Origin of the sequence: Actinoplanes sp. NPDC051475 (assembly GCF_040689425.1) — a bacterium.
Taxonomy (GTDB): Bacteria; Actinomycetota; Actinomycetes; order Mycobacteriales; family Micromonosporaceae; genus Actinoplanes.
Genome location: NZ_JBFAZZ010000039.1, coordinates 1 through 19,872 on the forward strand (window position 1 = coordinate 1; position 19,872 = coordinate 19,872).

Below are 19,872 nucleotides of genomic sequence, written 5' to 3' on the forward strand. Positions count from 1 at the left end.
AGCCCTCCAGCGCCGATGGTACTGCACTCGGGAGGGTGTGGGAGAGTAGGACGCCGCCGGACTCAACGTAGGAAACGCCCACCCCTTTCACGGGGTGGGCGTTTTCTGTATACCCAGAACAGAAGAAAGAAAGGCCGACCCCGGAAGGGTCGGCCTTTTTGTGCATGCAGGCCCATTGCCCGGTAGGTGCCATGCACGCACCGCCGGCCGGCGGTGATGGCATTGCGGTGCTCCGGGGGGAGTTGGCCATCTCGGGTACGGGCCATCTGGGCAACTGGGCGCGGGCCGTCCTGGAGCCACCGGGATCGGACCGTGCTGGGATTACTAGGAGCGGTCTTGGTCACCGAGACCGGGCCGGGCGGGATCCCCGAGATCGGGCCGGGCTGGGGTCACCGGGACCGGGCCGTGCTGGGATCACTGGGAGCGGCCGTCCTGGGCCACCGGCCGCGGGCAACCCCGGGGGGTTGCGACCCGTACCGGGCGGCGGCAGAGTGACGACCGAACCACCGCCGGCCATCGGGCGCGGGACGACGTGGGGCACGGGACACTCAGGGCGCGGGGCACCTGGGACTGATCCGGGCACCGGCCACCGTAGGCGGCCGCCAGGACTGGAGGCGGCGGGCCTGGGCGTACATGTTGTGTAGGGAACTGAGGGGTCGGGTAATAGGTGGCCGTGATTGTCCGGGTGTTGAGGGCCTGCGCGTTGTCCGCCGTCCTCGTCTTGTCCGGATGCTCCATGGCCGACGACGACGGACGCGACCACAACCCGGCGCACCAGCCGAACTACGTCATCCCCGAGCAGCGCGGCTCGGGTCCCACGCCGGTCCCCACCTGGCCCGGCTCCGGCACCGGCCTGGGTCTGCCCGGCGTCGGCCAGGGGGAGCCGAGCGAACCCGATCAGGTCGTAAGGGGAGGGGCCGGCTACTCCGCCCAGCCGCACAGTTTCCAGCTGGTCGACGGCTCTGACGTGTTGCGGATCAGCTTGGCCGATCTCCGTGGCGAGCTGTTCCACGTGGCGACCCCAGGCGACTCCAAGGTCGCGCCGGCCGTGGACGTCGACGGGACCTCGGTCACCGCCCGGTTGAGTGGCACGCGGCGTGAAGGCCTGGCCATCGTCACCGTGGTGCTGGCCCGGGACGTGCGGTGGCAGGTGCGGCTCGTGGGTGGGGCGAGCGATGAAGCCGTTGATCTGAGCGGTGGATCGGTCGGCGGGGATGTCGAGCTCACCGCCGGAACCAGTAAGGCCGAGCTGTTCCTGCCGGCGGCCCCAGGCACACAGAAGGTCAGTGTGAGCGGCGGTGCGAGCCAGCTGCTCGTTCATCTCGCCGGATCGGCACCGGTCCGGGTTGCCGCCCGGGACGGGGCCGGGGAGGTGACCGTCGACGGGCAGACCCACGCGGGTGTCGCCGCGGGCACGGTGTTCACCCCTGCCACTTGGGACACCGCCAAGGACCGATTCGACATCGACGCGTCGTCCGGAATCTCCGAGCTCACCGTCAGCCGAAGCTGACCGGAAGCAAGGCACGGAGATCGCTGTGGGCCGAGTCGGCGCAACAGCGCGGACGGCAGGCTAAGGATGGGCGAACAGCGGTCTTGTCGCCGACCGTTCCTCTCGGAGCCAGGCGAGCGTTCTGCGAACGCCGCCGCCAGTGCCCTGCCGGAGGTGCTCGGGGGCGCCGGCCTGTCCGCCGCCGACGGCCCGTCGTTCGGTCTGGCGGCGCGCGATCCTGCTGGAACGCCCGGGCCGTCGAGCGTCAGCCCGGGCGCGTGCCCAGCGGTTCCCCTGGTCCCCCTCGGAGGACGGGTTCCTAGCGCAGACCGACCCGGCGCCAGTCGACGTACTTGAAGTTGGTGCTGACCCGGCCCTCGTCCGGCTTGTTCTCGCCGTCGTGCAGGACGAGCAGGCCGCGCGGGTAGCCGGGCAGCGCGGTGGAGGTGGCGGCGGCGCCGTCGGAGTGCTGGACGCCGTCGATGCGCGGGCCGTCGCTCACCGCGTAGCTCGTGATCGGCGCGTTGGTGCGGCGGTCGTAGACGAAGAAGCGGCTGTCGCCCTGGCTGGAGACGAGCAGGTAGTCCTCGTAGATCGTGGCGCCCTCGACGTCGGCGTGGATGCGGCCGCCCTCGCCCGGGCCGATGACCGTGCAGTCCGCGTCGTACGGGGCGCCGAACTCGGCTACGTGCTCGACGACGTGCTTCTTCTTGGTGCGCAGGTCGATGCGCCACAGGCCGACGTCCTCCTGGGCGGCGTACAGCACGCGGGCCTTCGCGTCGATGACCATGCCTTCGACCTGCGGGTCCTCGCCCGGGTCTGCGCATGGCGTCCAGCTGCTGCCGTCCGTGAGCGTGAAGGTGCGGGGCAGGTCCAGGGTCTCGCGGCGGACGTAGGTCACCTTGCCGCCGCGGTCGCGGATCTCGAAGAAGCCGAGGCGGGTGGTGTGGCGGCGGCTGACGACGGCGAGGTTCCCGTACGTGGTCAGGCCGTATCCGGTGGCCTGCCCCTCGACCTCCTCCTCGTCCTTCGAGAACAGCAGCGGCGGGTCGGCGACGGTCACGTCGGTGAGCCGCAGGGTGCGCGGGTCGATCCGGAAGAACCGCAGCTGGTCGCGGCCCCGGTCGGTGACGACGACCAGGTTGCCGCGGGTGATGTCCACGTTGTTGAAGCGGCTGCCGTCCGCCGCGGGGATCGACTGGAGCTCGCGGCCGGCGAGGTCGTAGACGCGCAGGCCGCCGTTCTTGGCGGTGCCGACGATCAGGCTCCGGCCGCGGTCACCGGGGTGCACCCAGATCGCCGGGTCGTCGGCGTCGGCGTCGCCGCCGGCCTCGTCGTCGAAGAGCGCGGGGGTTTCGGCGGTGGCCGTGACCGGCCGTGGCCGATGGCCGCCGGCGTGGGCGGGACTGCCGGCGACCAGGAGCGCACCGGTGATCGTGAGGGCGAGAGTACGACGCATGCCCAGGGACGTTTCTCGACCGCGGTGACCGGTGGGTGAACGCACGGTTGCCGTCCGCGGGCCGGTCAGCCGTCGATCCGGGTGATGTTGCGGATCTTGTTGGCGGCATCGAGCGCCGCGACCTTGTATGCCTCCGCCAGCGTCGGATAGTTGAAAACCGCGTCGATCAGGTAGTCGATGGTGCCGCCGCAGCCCATCACCGCCTGTCCGATGTGCACGATCTCGGTCGCGCCGGTGCCGAAGACGTGGACGCCGAGGAGCCTGCCGTCGCCGGGGGAGACGAGGAGCTTGAGCATTCCGTACGAGTCACCGACGATCTGACCGCGGGCGAGCTCCCGGTAGCGGGCGATGCCGACCTCGAACGGGGTCGCGTCGTCGGTCAGCCCCTCCTCGGTGGCACCGACGAAGCTGATCTCCGGAATCGTGTAGATGCCGATCGGCTGCAGCTCGTGCATCGTCCGGGCCGGCTCGCCGCAGGCGTGGAGCGCCGCCAGCCGGCCCTGCTCCATCGACGTCGACGCCAGTGCCGGGAAGCCGATGACGTCCCCGACCGCGTAGATGTTCTCCACCGCCGTACGGAAATTGCCGTCGACCTCGATGCGGCCGCGACGGTCCGCACTCAGCCCGGCCGCCTCCAGGGCCAGGTTGTCGGTCTGTCCCTGCCGCCCGGCGGAATACATGACCGTGTCCGCGACGATCTTCTTGCCGCTCTTGAGAATGCAGAGGGCGGCGGTCTGGTGCCGCTCGACCGCTGCGACCTCCTCGCCGAACCGGAACGTCACGGAGAGATCCCGCAGGTGGTACTTGAGCGACTCGACGATCTCCTCGTCGCAGAAGTCGAGCATCTTGTCGCGGCGCTCGACGACCGTCACCTTCGTGCCCAGCGCGGCGAAGAGCGATGCATACTCCATGCCGATCACACCGGCGCCGACCACGACCATGCTCCGCGGTACGGCCTCCAGATTGATCACGCCGTCCGAGTCGACGATCGTCCGGTCGTCGAAGTCCACGCTGTCCGGCCGCGCGGGACGCGTACCCGCAGCAATGATGATCTTGTCTGCAGTGACCTTGCTTTCCCGGCCTTCGCCACCGTCCACCCAGATCGAGTGCGCGTCCGCGAACCGCCCGGTGCCGGTGATCATGACGACCCGGTTGCGCGCGAGCTGGTTGCGGATGACGTCGGTCTGCCGGCTGATCACGTGCTGCGTGCGGGCGGCCAGGTCGGAGACGGTGATGTTCTCCTTGACCCGGTAGCTGCTGCCGTAGAGGTCACGTTGGCTGAGGCCGGTGAGGTAGAGCACCGCCTCGCGCAAGGTCTTGGACGGGACCGTGCCGGTGTTGATGCACACCCCGCCGATCATGTCGCGCCGGTCGACGATCGCCACCCGCTTGCCGAGTTTCGTCGCGGCGATGGCCGCCTTCTGCCCACTGGGCCCCGAGCCCAGGACCACCAGGTCGTAGTCGCTCACAGGCCCAGCCTCGCAGCCGGGACACGGTCTGCGCTACGGCTTCTCGCACAAAGCCTTGATCGGCATCTGCGTGCTGGGAACGGGCCCGGGGGGCCACGGCGAGCCGTACAGTTCCGCGGACATCACAACGGTCATCCACGGCACCCACGGCCCCCGCAGCATCATCGGCTGGGCGCCCTGGAAGTACAGGTTGACCGACCAGTCGAGCGGGTTCGGCTGGATGAGGATGAGCGTGCGGAAGTCGTACGCGTGCGCCCGGTCCGCGCCCCGCAGCACCAGGCGCTGGCTGGTGAGCGTCACGGTCTGCCGCCCCTCGTGACGCCAGCCGCAGCGCGTCGCGGTGCTGCTCTCGGTGAAGAAGAAGCCGCCGCTGGCGAAGATGCTGCTCGAGTAGTCGACCTCGGGCGAGAAGTAGGACAGCGCGTTCGCGGGGAACGCGCCGTACTGCTTCTCACCGACGCTCAATGCGATCGTCGGTGTGACCGGAGCGGGATGTCCGCCGCGCTGAACGAAGCGAGCAAGCAGCGACATCGAACGCCACCCGGCGTCGGTCTGGTCCTTCGTGAAGTCCCACGTCTTGCGAGACGAAATGCTTGTCACGGCACCGAGCGTGACACGCGCGGTTACGTGTCACCACTGCTTTCGCCCACCCGTGCGGCGAAATGCCCGGAGCGCGGAGACGCGATGCCCGAACGTCCTGGGTGTACCCCCCAACGAAGACACCCGGGAGATGGAAAATGCAGCGCCGAAATGTAGGACCTTTCAGCTAGCGTTCTTGGCCGAGCAGCCCTGGTCGCGGCGGCTGACCCGGGCAAGTGGAGGCGGCACTCGTTGTCCGATGGGGGCGGCTTGGCGCTGTCATGATGGAGAAATGGGGCGGGTGCTCAGAGTCACCATCGCGAGCTTGTTTCTCGTCAGTGGAGTGGTGGGTTGTGTTGTTCTCCTCAGCGGTCAGGGCCTCGACCGGGCAGAGAAGTGGACCTCGCTCGTCGGCGTCTTCCTCTCGGCGTCGATCGGTCTCATAGGACTCGTCACGGGGACGGGTAGAGCCGAGCCGGGACGGGTGCTCTCCCGTACCGGGAAAGCGACGGCCGTCGGACCCGGCAGCCTGGCCAACAGCGGGTTGATCGGCGGAGCCGGGGGTTCGGTGCGGAACACCGGGGACGCCGAGGCGCGCGGAGGGGGGACCGCGAACACCGGCGACGATCGTCGCGGGCGGCGGCCTTGAGCGGGCGGGCGGGACTCGGGTGAGCCGGGGCGGGGGCGGGTTGTTCGGCTGGTGGCCGCGGGCCAGTGGGGACGCGACAGCCGATCGGGGTGGTGTCGCGATCAGCGGTGTCGTGCATTCGCTGAATGTCGGCACCGAGCCGCCGGCCTGTTCCGGGTATCCCGATCGGGTACGTGAGATCGCTCCGTCGGAGCTGCTCGGGCGTGCCGGCGAGCTTGCCGAGATGGATGCGTTCTGCACGGCGGCGAAGGTGGATGTCCCTTTTCTGTGGTGGCGGGGGCCGGCGTGGACCGGTAAGTCGGCGCTCATGTCCTGGTTCGTGCTGCACCCGCCGCCGGGCGTACGGATCGTGTCGTTCTTCGTCACCGCCCGGTACGCCTCGCAGAACGACCGGGCGTCCTTCGTCGACGTCGTCGCCGAGCAGCTTGCCGAGATATTGGGGCGGCCCACCCCTCGGTTCGTGAGTGATGCGACCCGGGAATCGTCGCTGCTGACCCTGGTACGCCAGGCCGCGGCGCATTGCCGGGAGCACAAGGAACGGCTGATCCTGCTCGTCGACGGGCTCGACGAGGACCGGGGCGTCATCACCGGGTCGGACGCGCGGAGCATCGCGGCGCTGCTGCCCACGCGGCCGGATGACGGCATGCGGATTCTGCTCTCGGGGCGTCCGGATCCGCCGATTCCCGCCGACGTTCCGGACTGGCATCCGGTGCGTGATCCCGCCATTGTGCGCTCCCTCAGCGCTTCGCCGTTCGCTCAGGTCGTACGGCATGACGCGGAGCGTGAGCTGGACCGGTTGCTGGAGGGCGCTCCCGCCGAGAAGGATCTGCTCGGCGTGCTGACCGCGGCCGGGGGCGGGCTGTCCGGTGCCGACCTGGCCGCGCTCACCGGGTCGTCGCTGCGGCAGGTCGAGAGGCAGCTCTGCACCGTTTCCGGGCGTACGTTCAGCGGGCGGGCCGGGCAGTGGCGCTCGGACACCCGGGTCTATGTGCTCGCGCATGAGGAACTGCAGACCCGGGCGGCGGCCGAGCTCGCCGATGAGCTGCCCGAGTTCCGGCACCGGCTGCATGAATGGGCCGAGGGCTACCGCCGGAAGAGCTGGCCGTCCGACACCCCGGAATACCTGCTCCGGGATTACTTCCGGCTGCTCGATGCGACCGGGGACATCGCCGCGATGCTGGATCTGGCGACCGACCCCGATCGGCACGCGAGGATGCTGGACATCACCGGTGGCGATTCCGCCGCGCTCACCGAGATCGCCACCGCCGGCGAACGCATCCGCCGGGCCGGTCCGCCGGACCTGGTGGCGCTGGGCCGGCTCGCGGTGCACCGGCGCGTGCTCAGCCTGCGCAACGAGAACATGCCGGTCGGCCTGCCCAAGGTGTGGGCGCGGCTCGGCTTCGTCGAACGTGCCGAGGCCCTGGCCCGCTGCCTGCCGGACATCGAACAGCAGGCCGTCGCCATGGCGGAGGTCGCCGCGGCGGTGTCGGTCAGCCAGCCGGACCGGATGCGTGACGTGGCCCGGCGGGGCGAGGCGCTCGCCCGATCCCTGACCAACGAGGACGCGCGCGACAGGGTGCTCGTCGATCTGGCCGTGGGGACCGCCGCCTCCGACGCCGAGACCGCCGTCGGCATCGCCCAGTCGATCGAGGACAAGTCTCGTCGGGCCGAGGCGCTCACCAGCGTCGCGACCGCGGTGGCACCCGGCGACCCGGAGCGAGCGTTGGCGGTGGCCCGGTCCATCACCGACTCCCGGCACCGCAATATCGCGCTGGCCGGCGTGCTGGGCGCGATCGCCGCCGACGATCCGGACGAGGCGGTGCGACTCGCCGAGGCCGTCAACGACCCGCTGGGCCGGGCCGAGGCCCTGACCCGTATCGCCGTCGCGATTGCCGCAACCGATCCCGACCGGGCGGAGGAGCTGGCGCGCTCGATCGCCAATCCGGTGCTGCGCAACGATGCCCTGCGTACGCTCGCCGTGGCGATCGCCCCGCGTGTTCCCCGCCGGGCCGAGGTGCTGGCGCGCTCGACCACCGGGGCGGAGGAACGCAGCGAGGCGCTCGCCCGGGTCGCGGTCGCGATGGCTCCCGCCGACTATTCACGGGCGAAGACCATCGCACGGTCGATTCCTCACCCGCGCTGGCGTGCCGAGGGGATGGCGGCGCTGTCCGTCGTCAGCGAACGCCGGCCGGCGATCGCGACGGGGTTGGCGGACGCCGACGACGTACCGAGGGCGCGGGACCCGCGGCGTCATGTCGAGGCCCTCACCGCCGCGGCCGGGGCCCTGGTGCCGGTCGACCCCGGGAGTGCTCGGATACTTGCCGGCGCCGCGGAGGACCTGGCCCGGTCGCTCACCGACGCGGACCGGCAGGAACAGCTGCTGTCCGACATCGCCGTCGCGGTGGCTCCCGAGGATCCGGCGCAGGCCGAGGCGCTGGCCCTGGCCATCGTCAGCCGACGACGGCGGTCGGAGGCGCTCATCGGCCTCGCCAAGGCGGCGGCCACCACGGATCCGGCCCATGCCGAGGCGCTTGCGTACTCCGTCGACTCCTTCTGGAGGATCGAGGCGCTCGCCGCTGCCGCTTCCGCGGTCGGCGCACTCGACGCGGCGAGCAGCCGTACGCTCGCCGACCGTGCCGTGGCGCTCGCGTCCACGATGGGCGGTGTCTTCGCGCAGGCGGAAGCGATCGCCAAGATCGCGGTGGCGATCGCCGGCGCCGACCCGGGCCGTGCCGAGGCCCTGGCCCGGTCGATCACCAATTCTCAGTGGGGACCGGAGGCGCTGGCCGGCACCGCAGCCATGATCGCGGGCGATGACCCCGACAGGGCGACAGACCTGGTACGGGCCATCCGCAACCCGCACCGCCGAGCCGAGGCCCTGGCCGACGTAGCCGCGATCATCGCCGAGCGGAACGCCGACCGGGGCGAGGCTCTCGCCCTGTCGATCACGTATCCGTACATCCGGGCCGTGGCCCTGGTCAAGGTGGCCGTCGCCATCGCACGGCAGGACCCCGACCGTGGTGAACGGCTGATCCTGCTGGTCACCGACCGCCGGCGCCGGGTCGGGGCGCTCGCCGCTCTTGAAGCCGTCGATCGCCGCCGGGCGGAACGGCTGCAGCCCGCGCTGATCCCCGCCAACCGGCGGCCGGACGTGCTGAGTCGTCTCGCCGTGGCGATCGCCGCGACCGACCCGGCCCGGGCGGAGGCGCTCATCCCCTCGATCGAGGACCCGCAACGGTCGATCGAGGCCCGGGCGGGAATCGTCGCCACGATCGCCGCCACGCACCCGGAGCAGGCCGAGGCGGTGGCGCGTTCGATCGCCGACCCGCTTCAGCAGGCGAGTGCGCTGGCCGTCGTCGCGTCCGCCATCCGGTCGACGGCGCGGGCCCGCGTGCTCCTCGGGGAGGCCCTGCACACGGGGGACCTCGGCGTCCTGAGCCCGATCATGGCGCAGCTGGAGCCGGCAGCCGCCGCGGCTGTGGCGGCCGAGATCGGCACGGTGATCGATCACCAGAGCAGGACGGCGGCGCGAACCGCGACGGCCCTGGCCACCGACCTCACCGAGACCGCCGACTCCTAGGCGCCCGTTCCGGGCCGGGTCTTTGCCGGCCCGGAACAGTGCAGGGTCAGCGACCTGCCAGGGCTCGCGGTGCGGCCGTGGCCGGTACGGGGGTCACCTTCCAGTCCGGGTGGCCGGGCATGGCCGGGGTCGTGGTGCCGTAGAGCCAGTCGGTCAGGAACGCGTGCAGGTTCCGGCCCGACACCCGCGAGGCGAGCGCGATGAAGTCGGCGGTCGACGGCGACTTGCCGCGGTACTTGCTCACCCAGACGCGCTCGAGCAGCTCGAACTTCGCCACACCGATCTTCTGCCGCAGGGCGTAGAGGGCGAGTGCGCCACCGTCGTAGACGTTCGGGTTGAACACGTCCCAGACCGATGCCGAGCCGGCGGGGCGGGCGACCGGGCCGTACTTCTGGCGGTACTGGTCACCGCGCGCGTACACCCGCTTGAAGTAGTCCTCGAGGGTCGCGGAGCCCGTGTACTGCTTGAGGACGCCGGTCTCGTCGGCGTAGAGCATCTCGTACCAGGTCGCGTGGCCCTCGTTCTGCCACACGTCGCTCCACGACCAGGGGGCCACGCTGTCGCCGAACCACTGGTGCGCCAGCTCGTGGTTCATGACCGGGTCGAGGACGAACTTGGGCGCGGCGAAGAGGCCCGTGTCGTACAGGGAGAGCGACTGGGTCTCCAGGGCGAAGCCGAGGTCGGCGTCGATGACCAGGGAACCGTAGTTCTCGAACGGGTACCGGCCGACCTTGTTCACCATCCACGTCAGCTGGGACCGCTCGACGTCGGCCTTGGGCAGCAGGGTGCTCGCGAGCCGGCGCGGGACGACGTCGCGGATGGGCACGCCCCCGACCGCGGGCCGGGTGTGGACGACGAAGTCGCCGACCGCGGCCTGGATGAGCTCGCTGGCCATCGGCTTCGACTCACGGTAGGTCGAGGTCACGAAGCCGCCGTTGCGGCGGTCGCCGAGGTGCCGCCCGTTGGCGACGGCCGTCCAGCCCTCCGGGGCGGTCAGCGCGATCGTGTACGTCGCCAGGTCCCGCGGGTGGTCGTTGCTGGGGAACAGCTGGTGCGACTGGTCGGGCTGGCCCGCCATGATCGTGCCGTCCGGGGTGGTCACGAAGCCCGCCGGGGAGTCGGCGTTGGCCTCGATGGGTGTCGCGGTGAACCCGCTGACCGTGACCCAGAAGCGCTTGCCCTTGGCGAGGTAGTGCCGTGGCGTGATCACCAGCTCGTCGCCGGAGCGGGCGAAGGTGGCGGAGCGGCCGTTCACCCGGACCGAGCCGACCGAGTCGCCGCCGAAGTCGAGGTCGAACCGCGACAGGTTCTGCGTGGCGACGGCCGTGATCGTGACGTCGCCGTTGACGGTCTGCTTCGGGTCCTTCTTGGGGTAGCGGACGCGCAGCGCGTAGTCCTGCACGTCGTATCCGCCGTTACCGAGCAGCGGGTAGAGCCGGTCCCCGAGGCCGGCGGACCCGGGAGACGGCGCGGCGCCGCCGGCGTAGGCGGGTGCGACGGTGCCCACGGCACCGACCAAAAGGGTGGCGGTGCTCGCGACGAGCACCGAGAGACGGCTGCCTATGGAGGTTCTCATGGTCGTCGACGTTACGCCCGGAGGTCCGCTGGTGGGGGGCGGTTATCCACAGGCGGCCGTCGTGAGACATGTAAAAAGTTCATGAATGGTCTATTCAGCCTTCAAGTACTCCTGGATCATATCGAGATCGATGGATGCTCCCGCGTCCTGGATCAGGGAGGAACGGGTTGAGAAAAGCTCTCGCACTGGCCGGCGTCACGCTGCTGGCCGGTAGTGGCCTCGCGGTCACCGCCACGAGTGTTTCCGCCGCGCCGCCGTCCACACCGTCCAATTCGCTGCTGGCAGCCGCCGGTGCAGCGCTCGAGAACCACGCCCGGGCCGTCAAGGGCTCGCCCCAGGATCGGTACACCGTCTACAGCAGCAAGAGGGACGCCAAGGGCAACGGCGTGGTGCGCTACACCCGTACCCATCAAGGTCTGCGTGTCTACGGCGGAGATCTGGTCATCCGGGTCGGCGCCGACGGCGCATTCACCGGGAGTTCCGTCGGCCTTGCGAAACCGCTCTCGCTGAGCGTCACCCCGAAGGTCGGGACCGCAAGCGCGCGTGCCGCCGCGAGGAAGGCGTTCTCCGGAAAGGTGGCCTCGATCGGCAGCCCTGAACTGTTCGTCGACGCCAGTTCCGGCTTACCCGTGCTCGCCTGGGAAACGGTCATCGCCGGCCGGGCCAAGGACGGCCAGACCCCATCGCGGCTGCACGTCGTTACGGATGCGACGACGAATGCGGTGCGCGGTTCGTTCGACGAGATCGAGACGGTCGACGGCACCGGCAACAGCCTCTACTCGGGCACCGTGGCCATCGACACCACGCCCTCGGGCGACGCTTACACCCTGGTCGATCCGGTACGCGGAAACGGCCGCACCTGCGACCTCAACAACGGCACCTCGACGTGCACGACATTCACCGACGCCGACAACGTCTGGGGCACCGGCGCGATCACCGACCGGGCCTCCGCCGCCGTCGACGCGCACTTCGGCGCCGCCACCACGTTCGACTATTTCCACGACGTCCACGGGCGCGACGGCATCTTCGGCAACGGCACCGGCGTGCCGTCCCGCGTGCATTACGGCAACGCCTACGTCAATGCCTTCTGGGACGGCACCCAGATGACCTATGGCGACGGTACGGGGAACGCCAAGCCCCTGGTCGCCCTCGATGTGGCGGGCCACGAGATGTCGCACGGCGTCACGGAGAACGTGGTGCCGGGCGGGCTGACGTATTCGGGCGAGTCCGGCGGCCTGAACGAGGCCACCAGCGACATCTTCGGCACGATGGTCGAGTTCTACGCCCACAGCACGGGCGACCCGGGCGACTACGACATCGGTGAGAAAATCGATATCCGGGGTACGGGCGTCCCGCTGCGGTACATGTACAACCCCGCCCTCGACGGAGTTTCGCACTCCTGCTGGTCGACCGGTACCAACGGGGTCGACGTGCACTATTCCTCCGGCGTGGCCAACCACTTCTTCTTCGACCTGGCGGAGGGGACGGGTGCCACGGCGTACGGGACCTCACCGATCTGTGGTGCCGCGGAGCCGGTGGTCGGCATCGGCCGGGAGAAGGCCGAAAAGATCTGGTTCCGGGCGTTGGACACGTATTTCGTGTCCAACACGCGCTACGTCAACACCGCCGCCCCGGCCAACACGGCACGGGCCTACTCACTGTCGGCGGCCGCGGACCTTTACGGCCTCTGCGGTACGGAATACAAGGCGGTACAGGCGGCGTGGACCGCGGTGAACGTGGCCGGCAGCGACTACTGCCCCACGGATCACGACTTCTCGGTGGCCATCTCGCCCGGAACGGTGACGCTGGACCGAGGTGAAACGGTCACCACGACCCTGGCCACATCGGTGACCAATGGAACCCCGGAAACGGCCACCCTCACCGCATCGGGCGTGCCGGCGGGGGCGACCGTGTCGTTCAGCCCGGCCGAAATCACCGCCGGGGAATCGACCACGGTGACCGTCACGACACCGGAAACGCTGGGAACCGGCACCTATCCGATCACGCTGACCGCCACGACACCCTCGGTGGCGCACTCGACAATTCTCACTTTGACGGTACGCAGCCCGCAGGGTTGCACGGCCGCCAACGACACCGACGTCGCCATCCCGGACAACACCACGGTGACGAGCAATGTGGAACTGAGCGGATGCACGATCACGCCATCGTCGACGAGCGCGGTGGAAATGCACATCGTCCACACCTACATCGGGGACCTGGTGGTCGATCTGGTGGCGCCGGACGGGAGTGTTTACACCCTGCACAACCGGGCCGGGGGGAGCACGGACAACATCGATCAGACGTACGCGGTGAACTTGTCGGGTGAATCGCCGGACGGGACGTGGACCCTGCGGGTTCAGGACGCCGCGTCGATCGACACCGGTTATGTCAACAGCTGGAGTCTGTCGCTCTAGCAGCGCAACCGGCCGAGGAGCTCGGGGTCCTAATCGCGGTAACGGCGGTTCAGGACCTCGAGCGCCCGGCGGCCCCACGCGATGTTCTCGCGTTCGAAGCTGATTCCGCGCTGGAGGGTCAGATAGGGGCCGATTCGCTTGCCCGTCCTCAAGAACTCCTCGTCGTCGCGGCCACCGAGAATCTCCACCAGTCGGGTCTCGTAGGTTTGCAGACGACGGGTGCTCGACTCGATCCGGGATTCGATCGAGGAGCGGACGCTGGGGACGTCCGCGTGGGCCAGCGCCTCGACCTGGACCAGGAGCTCGTCGCGTACCGTCGTCGGCCGTGGCTCTTGCTTGGTGAATTCGTGCAATGCGACTCGGCCGGCTTCGGTCAGCGAGTAGAGCCGCTTGTCCGGGCGCTTGGGCTGGGCGACGACCCGCGCCGAGAGCAGCCCGTCCGACTCCATCTTCTCCAGCTCCCGGTACAGCTGCTGCGAGGTCGCGGTCCAGAAATTCGCGACCGAGACGTGAAACTGCTTGGCCAGCTCGTAGCCGGACGCCTCGCGGTTGATGAGGGCGGCGAGGACTGCGTTGCGAAGCGACACGGCACCCAGATTACGAGGTGGTCGGGGGTGCGCCGGTCATCGCGCGCGGGGCCGGTAGTCGGGTGACGTCCTGCTGCGGGCGGCGCGCTGGGCGATCTTGGTGTTCGGCAGCATGAGCAGGCGTACCTGTTCGCGCCGCTCCCGGGCGAAGGTCCGCCGGGCGCTGCCGGTCACCGCGCCGTCAAGCAGGCGCTTGGCGGCGGCGACGGCGTCCGGGGACCGCGCGGCAAGCCGCTGCGCGAAGGCGGCGGCGGCCGCGGTGGGATCGTCGTGCACCTCGGTGACGAGGCCGATGCGGGCCGCCTCGGCGCCGGAGATCTCCTCCGCGGTCATCGTGAGCCGCTTGGCGACGTCGAGGCCGACGACCTCCGAGAGGCTGCGCATCCCGGTCATGTCGGGGATGATGCCCCACTTGCCTTCCAGCACCGACCATCGGGAGTCAGGTGTGGCGAAGCGGAAATCCGCGCTGAGTGCGATCTGCACCGCGCCGCCGTAACAATGCCCGTGCACCGCGGCGATCACCGGAACGGGAACGCGCCGCCATGCCCAGCAGGCCTCCTGGAACAGGTTGGTGCCGCGCCACGGTACGGGCAGGAAGGCGCCCACGATGCGGCGAGGCCTACGCATCACATCCGGAATGTCCAGACCGGAACAGAACGACTCGCCCTCACCCGCGATGACGATCGCCCGCAGGGAACGGTCGCGGCGCAACCACCGCGCCGTGCGGACCAACTCGTCGAGGGTGTCCAGGGTGAGCGCGTTGAGTTTGTCCGGCCGGGCGAGACGGACGTGCGCTATCCCGTCCTCGACCCGGGTGGTCACGAGCCGCGTCGACGGCTGCTTGCTGCTCATGGTGCGCTCCTCCTTGATCAAAGCGGGCTCCCTCGTAGTCCAGCGTCAGAGCCGGGCGGCTAGCTCGGTCGCCTGCTTGATCGCGCGCTTCGCGTCGAGCTCGGCGGCGAAGTCGGCGCCACCGATGACATGAACGGACACGCCCTGTTGGGTGAGCGGTTCGACGAGGTCGCGGACTGATTCCTGGCCGGCGCAGATCACCACCGTGTCGACCGCGAGAACCCGCGCCTCCCGCGGGGACTTCGGATCGCGGATGTTCTGCGGCACGGTGATGTGCAGGCCGTCGTCGTCGATGCGGACGTACTCCACGCCCCGCAGCATGGTCACACCAGAATCCTGCAGGGTGGCGCGGTGCACCCAGCCGGTGGTCTTGCCGAGCCCCTTGCCCAGCGACGTGGTCTTGCGCTGCAACAGGTGGACCTCGCGACGCGTCGGCACCTTGGTCTTCGTGGTGAGCCCGCCTCGATGCAGCGCCGGATCGGTGACCCCCCAGCGTCGCATCCACCGGTCGGCCGGCTCGCCCGGCTCGTGGAGCAAGAACTCGGCAACATCGAAACCGATCCCGCCGGCGCCGATGACGGCGACGCGGTCACCCACCGCGGCCCGGTCGGAGATCACCTGCGGGTACGTGAGGACCTTCGGATGCGCCATCCCGGGAATGCGCGGGGCCCGGGGAGTCACCCCCGTCGCCACGATCACGTCGTCGAACCCGGTCAGATCCGCCGCGGAGGCGCGTACACCGAGGTGAAGGGTGATGCCGCGGACCTCGATCATGTGCTCGTAGTAGGCGAGCGTATGGGCGAAGTCCTCCTTGCCGGGGATCCGCGCCGCCAGGCGGAACTGCCCGCCGATCCGTTCCGAGGCCTCGAAGAGTTCGACGCGATGGCCACGACCGGCGAGCTCGACCGCCGCCGCCAGGCCGGCCGGACCGGCGCCGACCACCGCGATGCGCTTGGCCGTCCGGGTGGGTGCGAGCACCAGCTCCGTCTCGTACCCGGCCCGCGGATTGAGCATGCAGGTCGCGCGCTGGTTCCGGAAGGTGTGGTCGAGGCACGCCTGATTGCAGGCGATGCAGGTGATGATCTCCCGATCCCGGCCCGCAGCAGCCTTGTTCACAAACTCGGGGTCGGCCAGCAGCGGCCGGGCCATCGAGATCAGATCAGCGTCCCCGGCGGCCAGCACCTGCTCGGCAATCTCGGGCCGGTTGATGCGGTTGGAGGCGATCACCGGCACCGACACCTCGCGGCGCAGCTTGCCGGTGACCCACGCGAAAGCGGCCGGCGGCACCGAGGTGACGATGGTCGGAATCCGGGCCTCGTGCCATCCGATCCCGGTGTTCAGAATCGACACGCCACGCTCCTGCAGCCCGCGCGCAAGCTCGACGGTCTCCTCCCAGGACTGGGCGTCGTCGACGAGGTCCAGGAGACTGATCCGGTACTGCACGATGAAGTCGTCGCCGACCAGGTCACGGGTCCGCCGTACGATCTCCAGCGGGAAGTTCATCCGCTTCGTCGCGGACCCGCCCCACTTGTCGGAGCGGTCGTTGGTCCGGGCAGCGAGGAACTGGTTGATCAGGTACCCCTCCGATCCCATGATCTCCACACCGTCGTACCCCGCCTGCCGGGCGAGGCTCGCGGCCCGGGCGAAGGCTGTCGCCGTACGGTCGACCTCCCGCGAGCTCATGGCCCGCGGCCGGAACGGGGTGATCGGCGACTTGCGCTTCGAAGCGCTGGTGCTGAACGGGTGGTACGCGTACCGCCCGGCGTGCAGCACCTGCAGAAGGATCTTGCCGTCGTGACGGTGTACGGCGTCTGTTACTACTCGGTGGGCACGGGCGTGGCCGCGCGACGTCATCTTGCTGCCGAACGGTGCCAGCCAGCCACGCCACGTCGGCGCGAAACCGCCGGTGACCATGAGGGCTACACCGCCTTGCGCTCGTTCGGCGAAGAACGCGGCGAGCTTGGGGAGGTCCCGGGATCGGTCTTCCAGCTTTGTGTGCATCGACCCCATGACCACGCGGTTGCGCAGGATGGTGTGGCCGAGATCCAGCGGGCTCAACAGGGTTGGGTACGCGCTCTCGGGCTGTGCCGGGGACGTGCTCACTTCGTCTGTCTCCTCGCCTCGGGCTCGCCGGACGGGGGCAGCATATACAACAAAACACCTATGCAACAGGTTGCATAGGCGGCCGCACCGTGCTGCGCCACTCGAACCGTGGGTCGAGGCGATCTGCATCTGCTCGATGGGCGCTGTACCCGCCTGTCCACCGCCCTGCCGCTGGGTGCATCACGTTCTGTGATGCACCCAGCACCGGACAACGCCCGATGCGCGGCCGTGCGAGTGTGCTTCTATGAGTCTCGATTATCGAGTCGCTCAGCCTGACGCTGCGGCTTAAAACGGCGAACCTCATGGGGCCAGCCGCATGCTTCCGCGATCTTGCCCGCCCACATCTTTGCGGTCTCGTCGTCGGCCACGTCCACCACGGCGAACCCGCCCAGGAACTCCTTGCTCTCGACGTAGGGCCCGTCGGTGATCAACACGGTGCCACTGGTGGGGTCGGCGCTGTAGACCGGGCCGTCTTCCTCCTCCAGCCCTCCGGCGAAGACGTACACGCCCGCCGCCTTCATCTCGTCCACGACCGCCATGGCGAGCGGTCCGCGCCCGCGGAACCATTCCTCGGAGTGGTCACCCACCCACTGCTGGTTGAAGTACATGAGGTACTCGGTCACGACTGCTCCTTCTGCTCTGGGCGGACCCACGGGGACCGCGTTCAGACACCCCACGAACGGCGACAGGCGAATCCGACACAGTAGTACCGGAAAAGACGCACCGATTTTGGCGTCGCAGCGAAGAGCACTCGCAGGGCGCCCGGTGCGCCTGACACGCCTCGGACTTCGTCTTCACCACCCGCTCCGGCACCAGCGATCGTCCGACTCAGGAATCGATGCCGGCCTACCGAGCTCGCCGTGACCGTCCGCACGGGGGTACACCGTGACGGCCGCTTGGGGCACGATGGCGGCCATGCCCGTCACCGTTGCCACCCGTGTCGGCGCCGCACCGGAGGTCGTGTGGGACCTCGTCGCCGACGTCACCCGCATGGGCCAGTGGAGTCCCGAAACCACCCGCTGCCGCTGGCTCACCGAACCCCCCGGCCCCCATGTGGGAGCCCGCTTCACCGGTACAAACGCTTACCGGGGGCGGAGATGGCGTACCGAATGCACAGTCGTGGCCGCCGAACGGGGCCGCGAGTTCAGTTTTGACGTGGTCGGTGCGGGCTTCCTGACCGTTGCCCGCTGGACGTACGCATTCCGCCCGGTCCACGACGGCTGCGAGGTGACCGAGACCTATACCGACCGCCGGGGGCTGATGCTAAAGCTGTTCGGCATCGCGGCGTTGGGTATCACCGACCGGGATGCCCACAACCGCCGCACGATGACCCAGACGCTGGATCGACTGCGCGTCGCCGCGGAGGCAGGGCCCCGAGCCTCCTGACGGCTCCGGACCCGTGTCGCGTCGGGCCGCCTCAGATTGTGGATGGCTGCTTACGCGCATGCCGGCGCCGATTCCTCAAGAGCCCACTTCATCGAATTCGGTGGAACAGTTCAGCGGTTTCTTCCGGCCCGGTGGCGACGATTTCGACCGTGGGGCCGCTGATGGTGTCCTCGATGGTGGGTGCCTCGATGACTCGATCATCCACGATGATGCCGAGCATGCCACGGTGGGGTGCCAGCTTCGCGGTGATCTGCTCGAAGCGATCCGCGTCGCTGTACGACATCGTCAGCTGTATTACGACCTTGGATGATCCCTGCCTTGGTCAGGTAGTCGGGCCGGGCCGGGCTGGGGCCGGCGCCGAGGAACGACCACCGCGGATCATCGGTCGGGTCGGCGTTGCGCAGGGCGACGTCCTTATTGATCTGTTCACGGATCTCCGACCGTAGCGGGACCTCGACGTGCTGAACCTCGTGGCCGCCGTCGGGCAGGCTGATCGTGCGGTACTGCTGGTACATCTTGACCTCGACGGCCATGGTGGTGCCGTCGTCGAGGTCGACCGGGACGTCGACCTTGCGCCCGCCCGGGGTGGTGACCGGGAAGTCCGGGTCGTTGTTGACGGCCACCGGGTAGTGACGTTCGGCGCCGCCGCCGTAGAGCTCGCGGCCGCATCCGCTTCCACGGCGGCTCCTTCGTTGCCGTCCTGGCGCGAATTGGGCAGCATGATTCCATGGATGTCAATGACGGGGGCAGGCCTTCTGGCAGCAGGCGTGGCGGGATCGGCGGATCGGGCTCGGGCATTGCGCGCCTCTTCGCAGGCCGGTGGGGCGAGCGACCGGTACGCGGTCGTCGGCTCGTGGCTGTTCTTCTGTCCGTCGGAGCGGTGTTGAGCGTGTCCGCATGTTGGGGGGCCGCGTCGCCCGAGAGCCTTGCGGGACCGTCGTACTTGGTTCACGATGCTCGGCACCTCGAGAAGTACTTGATGCTCCGGCCGACCGGCGCCGAATCACCGAAGAAGGGACCATCCGACTTCCTGGTCACGATCGATGACGCGGCAGCGATGTTCGCCGAGTCAGAGGTCGGTGAGAAAGTCACGCAAGAGTTCCACGAGGGAAAGGGTCGGGCGTTCACCGACCAGCGCGGTGGCAAGGTATTTGTCGCAGTGCTCATGTTCCGCTCCGACACCGCGGCTCAGGCGTTCATGGCGCAGTACGCCGCGGAGAACGACGCGCGTGAGGTGCCAGCGTCGGACATGAAGGGGATTACGGGCATTCGCGCCGTGGTCCGCACCGACGCCGAGAAAGGTGAGCCTGTCTTTACGGCCGGCACGTTGACCGTGGGTGACATGGTCTCCATCGTCATCGACCGCCAGCCCCAGCCCGCCGACGCGGCCGTACTCCGCGCCTACCTCGGCAAGCAGCACGAACTGGTGTCGACCGTCTAATCATGGAGGACTTCGTCGGGTCGGTTCGCGGCTGATGCCGTGCTGCGAACGGCGCCGGCATGGCAGTCGGCGGCGCTTTATGGAGCGCTGAAGTCACAGCCTGCCGGGCGCTGGTGGCGCGAGGCGTCATCAGCGCCCAAAGCGACCGGCGGACCCCGGCGTGCGAGGGCAGCGCCCTCAACCCGGTATGGATGGTGCGCCGCAGCGAACTGCCGCCCATCCGGCTGCACGACCTACGCCACTGCGCCGCCACCTACCTCAAAGCCTCCTGCGCCGACCTCAAAGACA

At 69.3% G+C, this 19,872-nt stretch carries 17 protein-coding genes; 7 read left to right on the top strand and 10 right to left on the bottom strand.

Translation table 11 applies throughout. The features are described 5' to 3' along the window. Positions 1-736: 736 nt before the first annotated feature. On the top strand, positions 737-1,510 hold the full coding sequence (locus AB0368_RS38145) for a hypothetical protein (RefSeq protein ID WP_366158929.1): 774 nt from the start codon (positions 737-739) through the stop codon (positions 1,508-1,510). Between the two features lie 298 nt (positions 1,511-1,808). Here AB0368_RS38145 and AB0368_RS38150 read toward each other — a convergent pair whose 3' ends face one another. From AB0368_RS38150 to AB0368_RS38160, 3 genes are all read right to left on the bottom strand, one after another. Further along, entirely contained in the window at positions 1,809-2,948 is a 1,140-nt protein-coding gene (locus tag AB0368_RS38150; protein WP_366158930.1) for a phytase, read from the bottom strand. Between the two features lie 65 nt (positions 2,949-3,013). After that, positions 3,014-4,417, bottom strand: a complete 1,404-nt coding sequence (gene sthA / locus AB0368_RS38155) for a Si-specific NAD(P)(+) transhydrogenase (protein WP_366158931.1) — start codon at positions 4,415-4,417, stop codon at positions 3,014-3,016. A gap of 33 nt (positions 4,418-4,450) precedes the next feature. Continuing rightward, positions 4,451-5,017 (bottom strand): hypothetical protein, encoded by a 567-nt coding sequence (locus AB0368_RS38160; protein WP_366158932.1) that lies wholly within the window; start codon positions 5,015-5,017, stop codon positions 4,451-4,453. A gap of 271 nt (positions 5,018-5,288) precedes the next feature. On the opposite strand from AB0368_RS38160, the gene AB0368_RS38165 reads away from it, so the two are divergent. Together AB0368_RS38165 and AB0368_RS38170 are read left to right on the top strand one after the other, a co-directional pair. Continuing rightward, positions 5,289-5,645, top strand: a complete 357-nt coding sequence (locus tag AB0368_RS38165) for a hypothetical protein (RefSeq protein WP_366158933.1) — start codon at positions 5,289-5,291, stop codon at positions 5,643-5,645. A 112-nt stretch (positions 5,646-5,757) separates the two neighbouring features. Then, a complete protein-coding gene (locus AB0368_RS38170; RefSeq protein ID WP_366158934.1) occupies positions 5,758-9,225 on the top strand; it encodes a hypothetical protein in 3,468 nt (1,155 codons plus the stop codon). A gap of 46 nt (positions 9,226-9,271) precedes the next feature. On the opposite strand, the gene AB0368_RS38175 is transcribed toward AB0368_RS38170, so the two are convergent. Beyond that, complete coding sequence (locus AB0368_RS38175; protein WP_366158935.1) at positions 9,272-10,801, bottom strand: M1 family metallopeptidase; 1,530 nt, start codon at positions 10,799-10,801, stop codon at positions 9,272-9,274. Positions 10,802-10,968: 167 nt separating this feature from the next. Here AB0368_RS38175 and AB0368_RS38180 point away from each other — a divergent pair, with 167 nt between their 5' ends. Continuing rightward, the gene (locus AB0368_RS38180; RefSeq protein WP_366158936.1) at positions 10,969-13,215 is read left to right on the top strand and encodes a M4 family metallopeptidase; all 2,247 of its coding nucleotides are present in this window, start codon (positions 10,969-10,971) and stop codon (positions 13,213-13,215) included. 29 nt (positions 13,216-13,244) lie between these two features. Here the strand turns inward: AB0368_RS38180 and AB0368_RS38185 are convergent, their stop codons facing one another. The 4 genes from AB0368_RS38185 to AB0368_RS38200 all read right to left on the bottom strand — a co-directional run bounded on the left by AB0368_RS38185 (position 13,245) and on the right by AB0368_RS38200 (position 17,380). Continuing rightward, a complete protein-coding gene (locus AB0368_RS38185; RefSeq protein WP_366158937.1) occupies positions 13,245-13,802 on the bottom strand; it encodes a PadR family transcriptional regulator in 558 nt (185 codons plus the stop codon). A gap of 36 nt (positions 13,803-13,838) precedes the next feature. Next, a complete protein-coding gene (locus tag AB0368_RS38190; protein WP_366158938.1) occupies positions 13,839-14,654 on the bottom strand; it encodes a crotonase/enoyl-CoA hydratase family protein in 816 nt (271 codons plus the stop codon). 45 nt (positions 14,655-14,699) lie between these two features. Then, positions 14,700-16,757, bottom strand: a complete 2,058-nt coding sequence (locus AB0368_RS38195; protein ID WP_366158939.1) for an NADPH-dependent 2,4-dienoyl-CoA reductase — start codon at positions 16,755-16,757, stop codon at positions 14,700-14,702. A gap of 242 nt (positions 16,758-16,999) precedes the next feature. Then, a complete protein-coding gene (locus tag AB0368_RS38200) occupies positions 17,000-17,380 on the bottom strand; it encodes a YciI family protein (RefSeq protein ID WP_366158940.1) in 381 nt (126 codons plus the stop codon). A 292-nt stretch (positions 17,381-17,672) separates the two neighbouring features. Between AB0368_RS38200 and AB0368_RS38205 the strand changes: the two genes are divergently transcribed. Continuing rightward, on the top strand, positions 17,673-18,143 hold the full coding sequence (locus AB0368_RS38205; RefSeq protein WP_366158941.1) for an SRPBCC family protein: 471 nt from the start codon (positions 17,673-17,675) through the stop codon (positions 18,141-18,143). Between the two features lie 88 nt (positions 18,144-18,231). On the opposite strand, the gene AB0368_RS38210 is transcribed toward AB0368_RS38205, so the two are convergent. Both AB0368_RS38210 and AB0368_RS38215 read right to left on the bottom strand, forming a co-directional pair. Beyond that, positions 18,232-18,363, bottom strand: coding sequence for a hypothetical protein (locus AB0368_RS38210; protein ID WP_366158942.1), 132 nt, complete (start codon positions 18,361-18,363; stop codon positions 18,232-18,234). Then, a complete protein-coding gene (locus AB0368_RS38215) occupies positions 18,341-18,766 on the bottom strand; it encodes a hypothetical protein (protein ID WP_366158943.1) in 426 nt (141 codons plus the stop codon). Before AB0368_RS38215 ends, AB0368_RS38210 begins: the two co-directional genes overlap by 23 nt. A gap of 356 nt (positions 18,767-19,122) precedes the next feature. Between AB0368_RS38215 and AB0368_RS38220 the strand changes: the two genes are divergently transcribed. Beyond that, positions 19,123-19,584, top strand: coding sequence for a hypothetical protein (locus AB0368_RS38220; protein WP_366158944.1), 462 nt, complete (start codon positions 19,123-19,125; stop codon positions 19,582-19,584). A gap of 59 nt (positions 19,585-19,643) precedes the next feature. Further along, positions 19,644-19,872 (top strand): hypothetical protein (locus AB0368_RS38225; RefSeq protein WP_366158945.1); only part of this gene is annotated, 229 nt, incomplete at its 3' end.

What these genes read in the sequence shown, in the direction of transcription:
- AB0368_RS38145 (WP_366158929.1), top strand. Translation starts at nt 737, where the DNA reads ATGGCCGACGACGACGGACGCGACCACAACCCGGCGCACCAGCCGAAC.
- AB0368_RS38150 (WP_366158930.1), bottom strand. Translation starts at nt 2,948, where the DNA reads ATGCGTCGTACTCTCGCCCTCACGATCACCGGTGCGCTCCTGGTCGCC.
- AB0368_RS38165 (WP_366158933.1), top strand. Translation starts at nt 5,289, where the DNA reads ATGGGGCGGGTGCTCAGAGTCACCATCGCGAGCTTGTTTCTCGTCAGT.
- AB0368_RS38175 (WP_366158935.1), bottom strand. Translation starts at nt 10,801, where the DNA reads ATGAGAACCTCCATAGGCAGCCGTCTCTCGGTGCTCGTCGCGAGCACC.
- AB0368_RS38190 (WP_366158938.1), bottom strand. Translation starts at nt 14,654, where the DNA reads ATGAGCAGCAAGCAGCCGTCGACGCGGCTCGTGACCACCCGGGTCGAG.
- AB0368_RS38205 (WP_366158941.1), top strand. Translation starts at nt 17,673, where the DNA reads ATGCCCGTCACCGTTGCCACCCGTGTCGGCGCCGCACCGGAGGTCGTG.
- AB0368_RS38210 (WP_366158942.1), bottom strand. Translation starts at nt 18,363, where the DNA reads ATGCTCGGCATCATCGTGGATGATCGAGTCATCGAGGCACCCACCATC.
- AB0368_RS38220 (WP_366158944.1), top strand. Translation starts at nt 19,123, where the DNA reads ATGCTCCGGCCGACCGGCGCCGAATCACCGAAGAAGGGACCATCCGAC.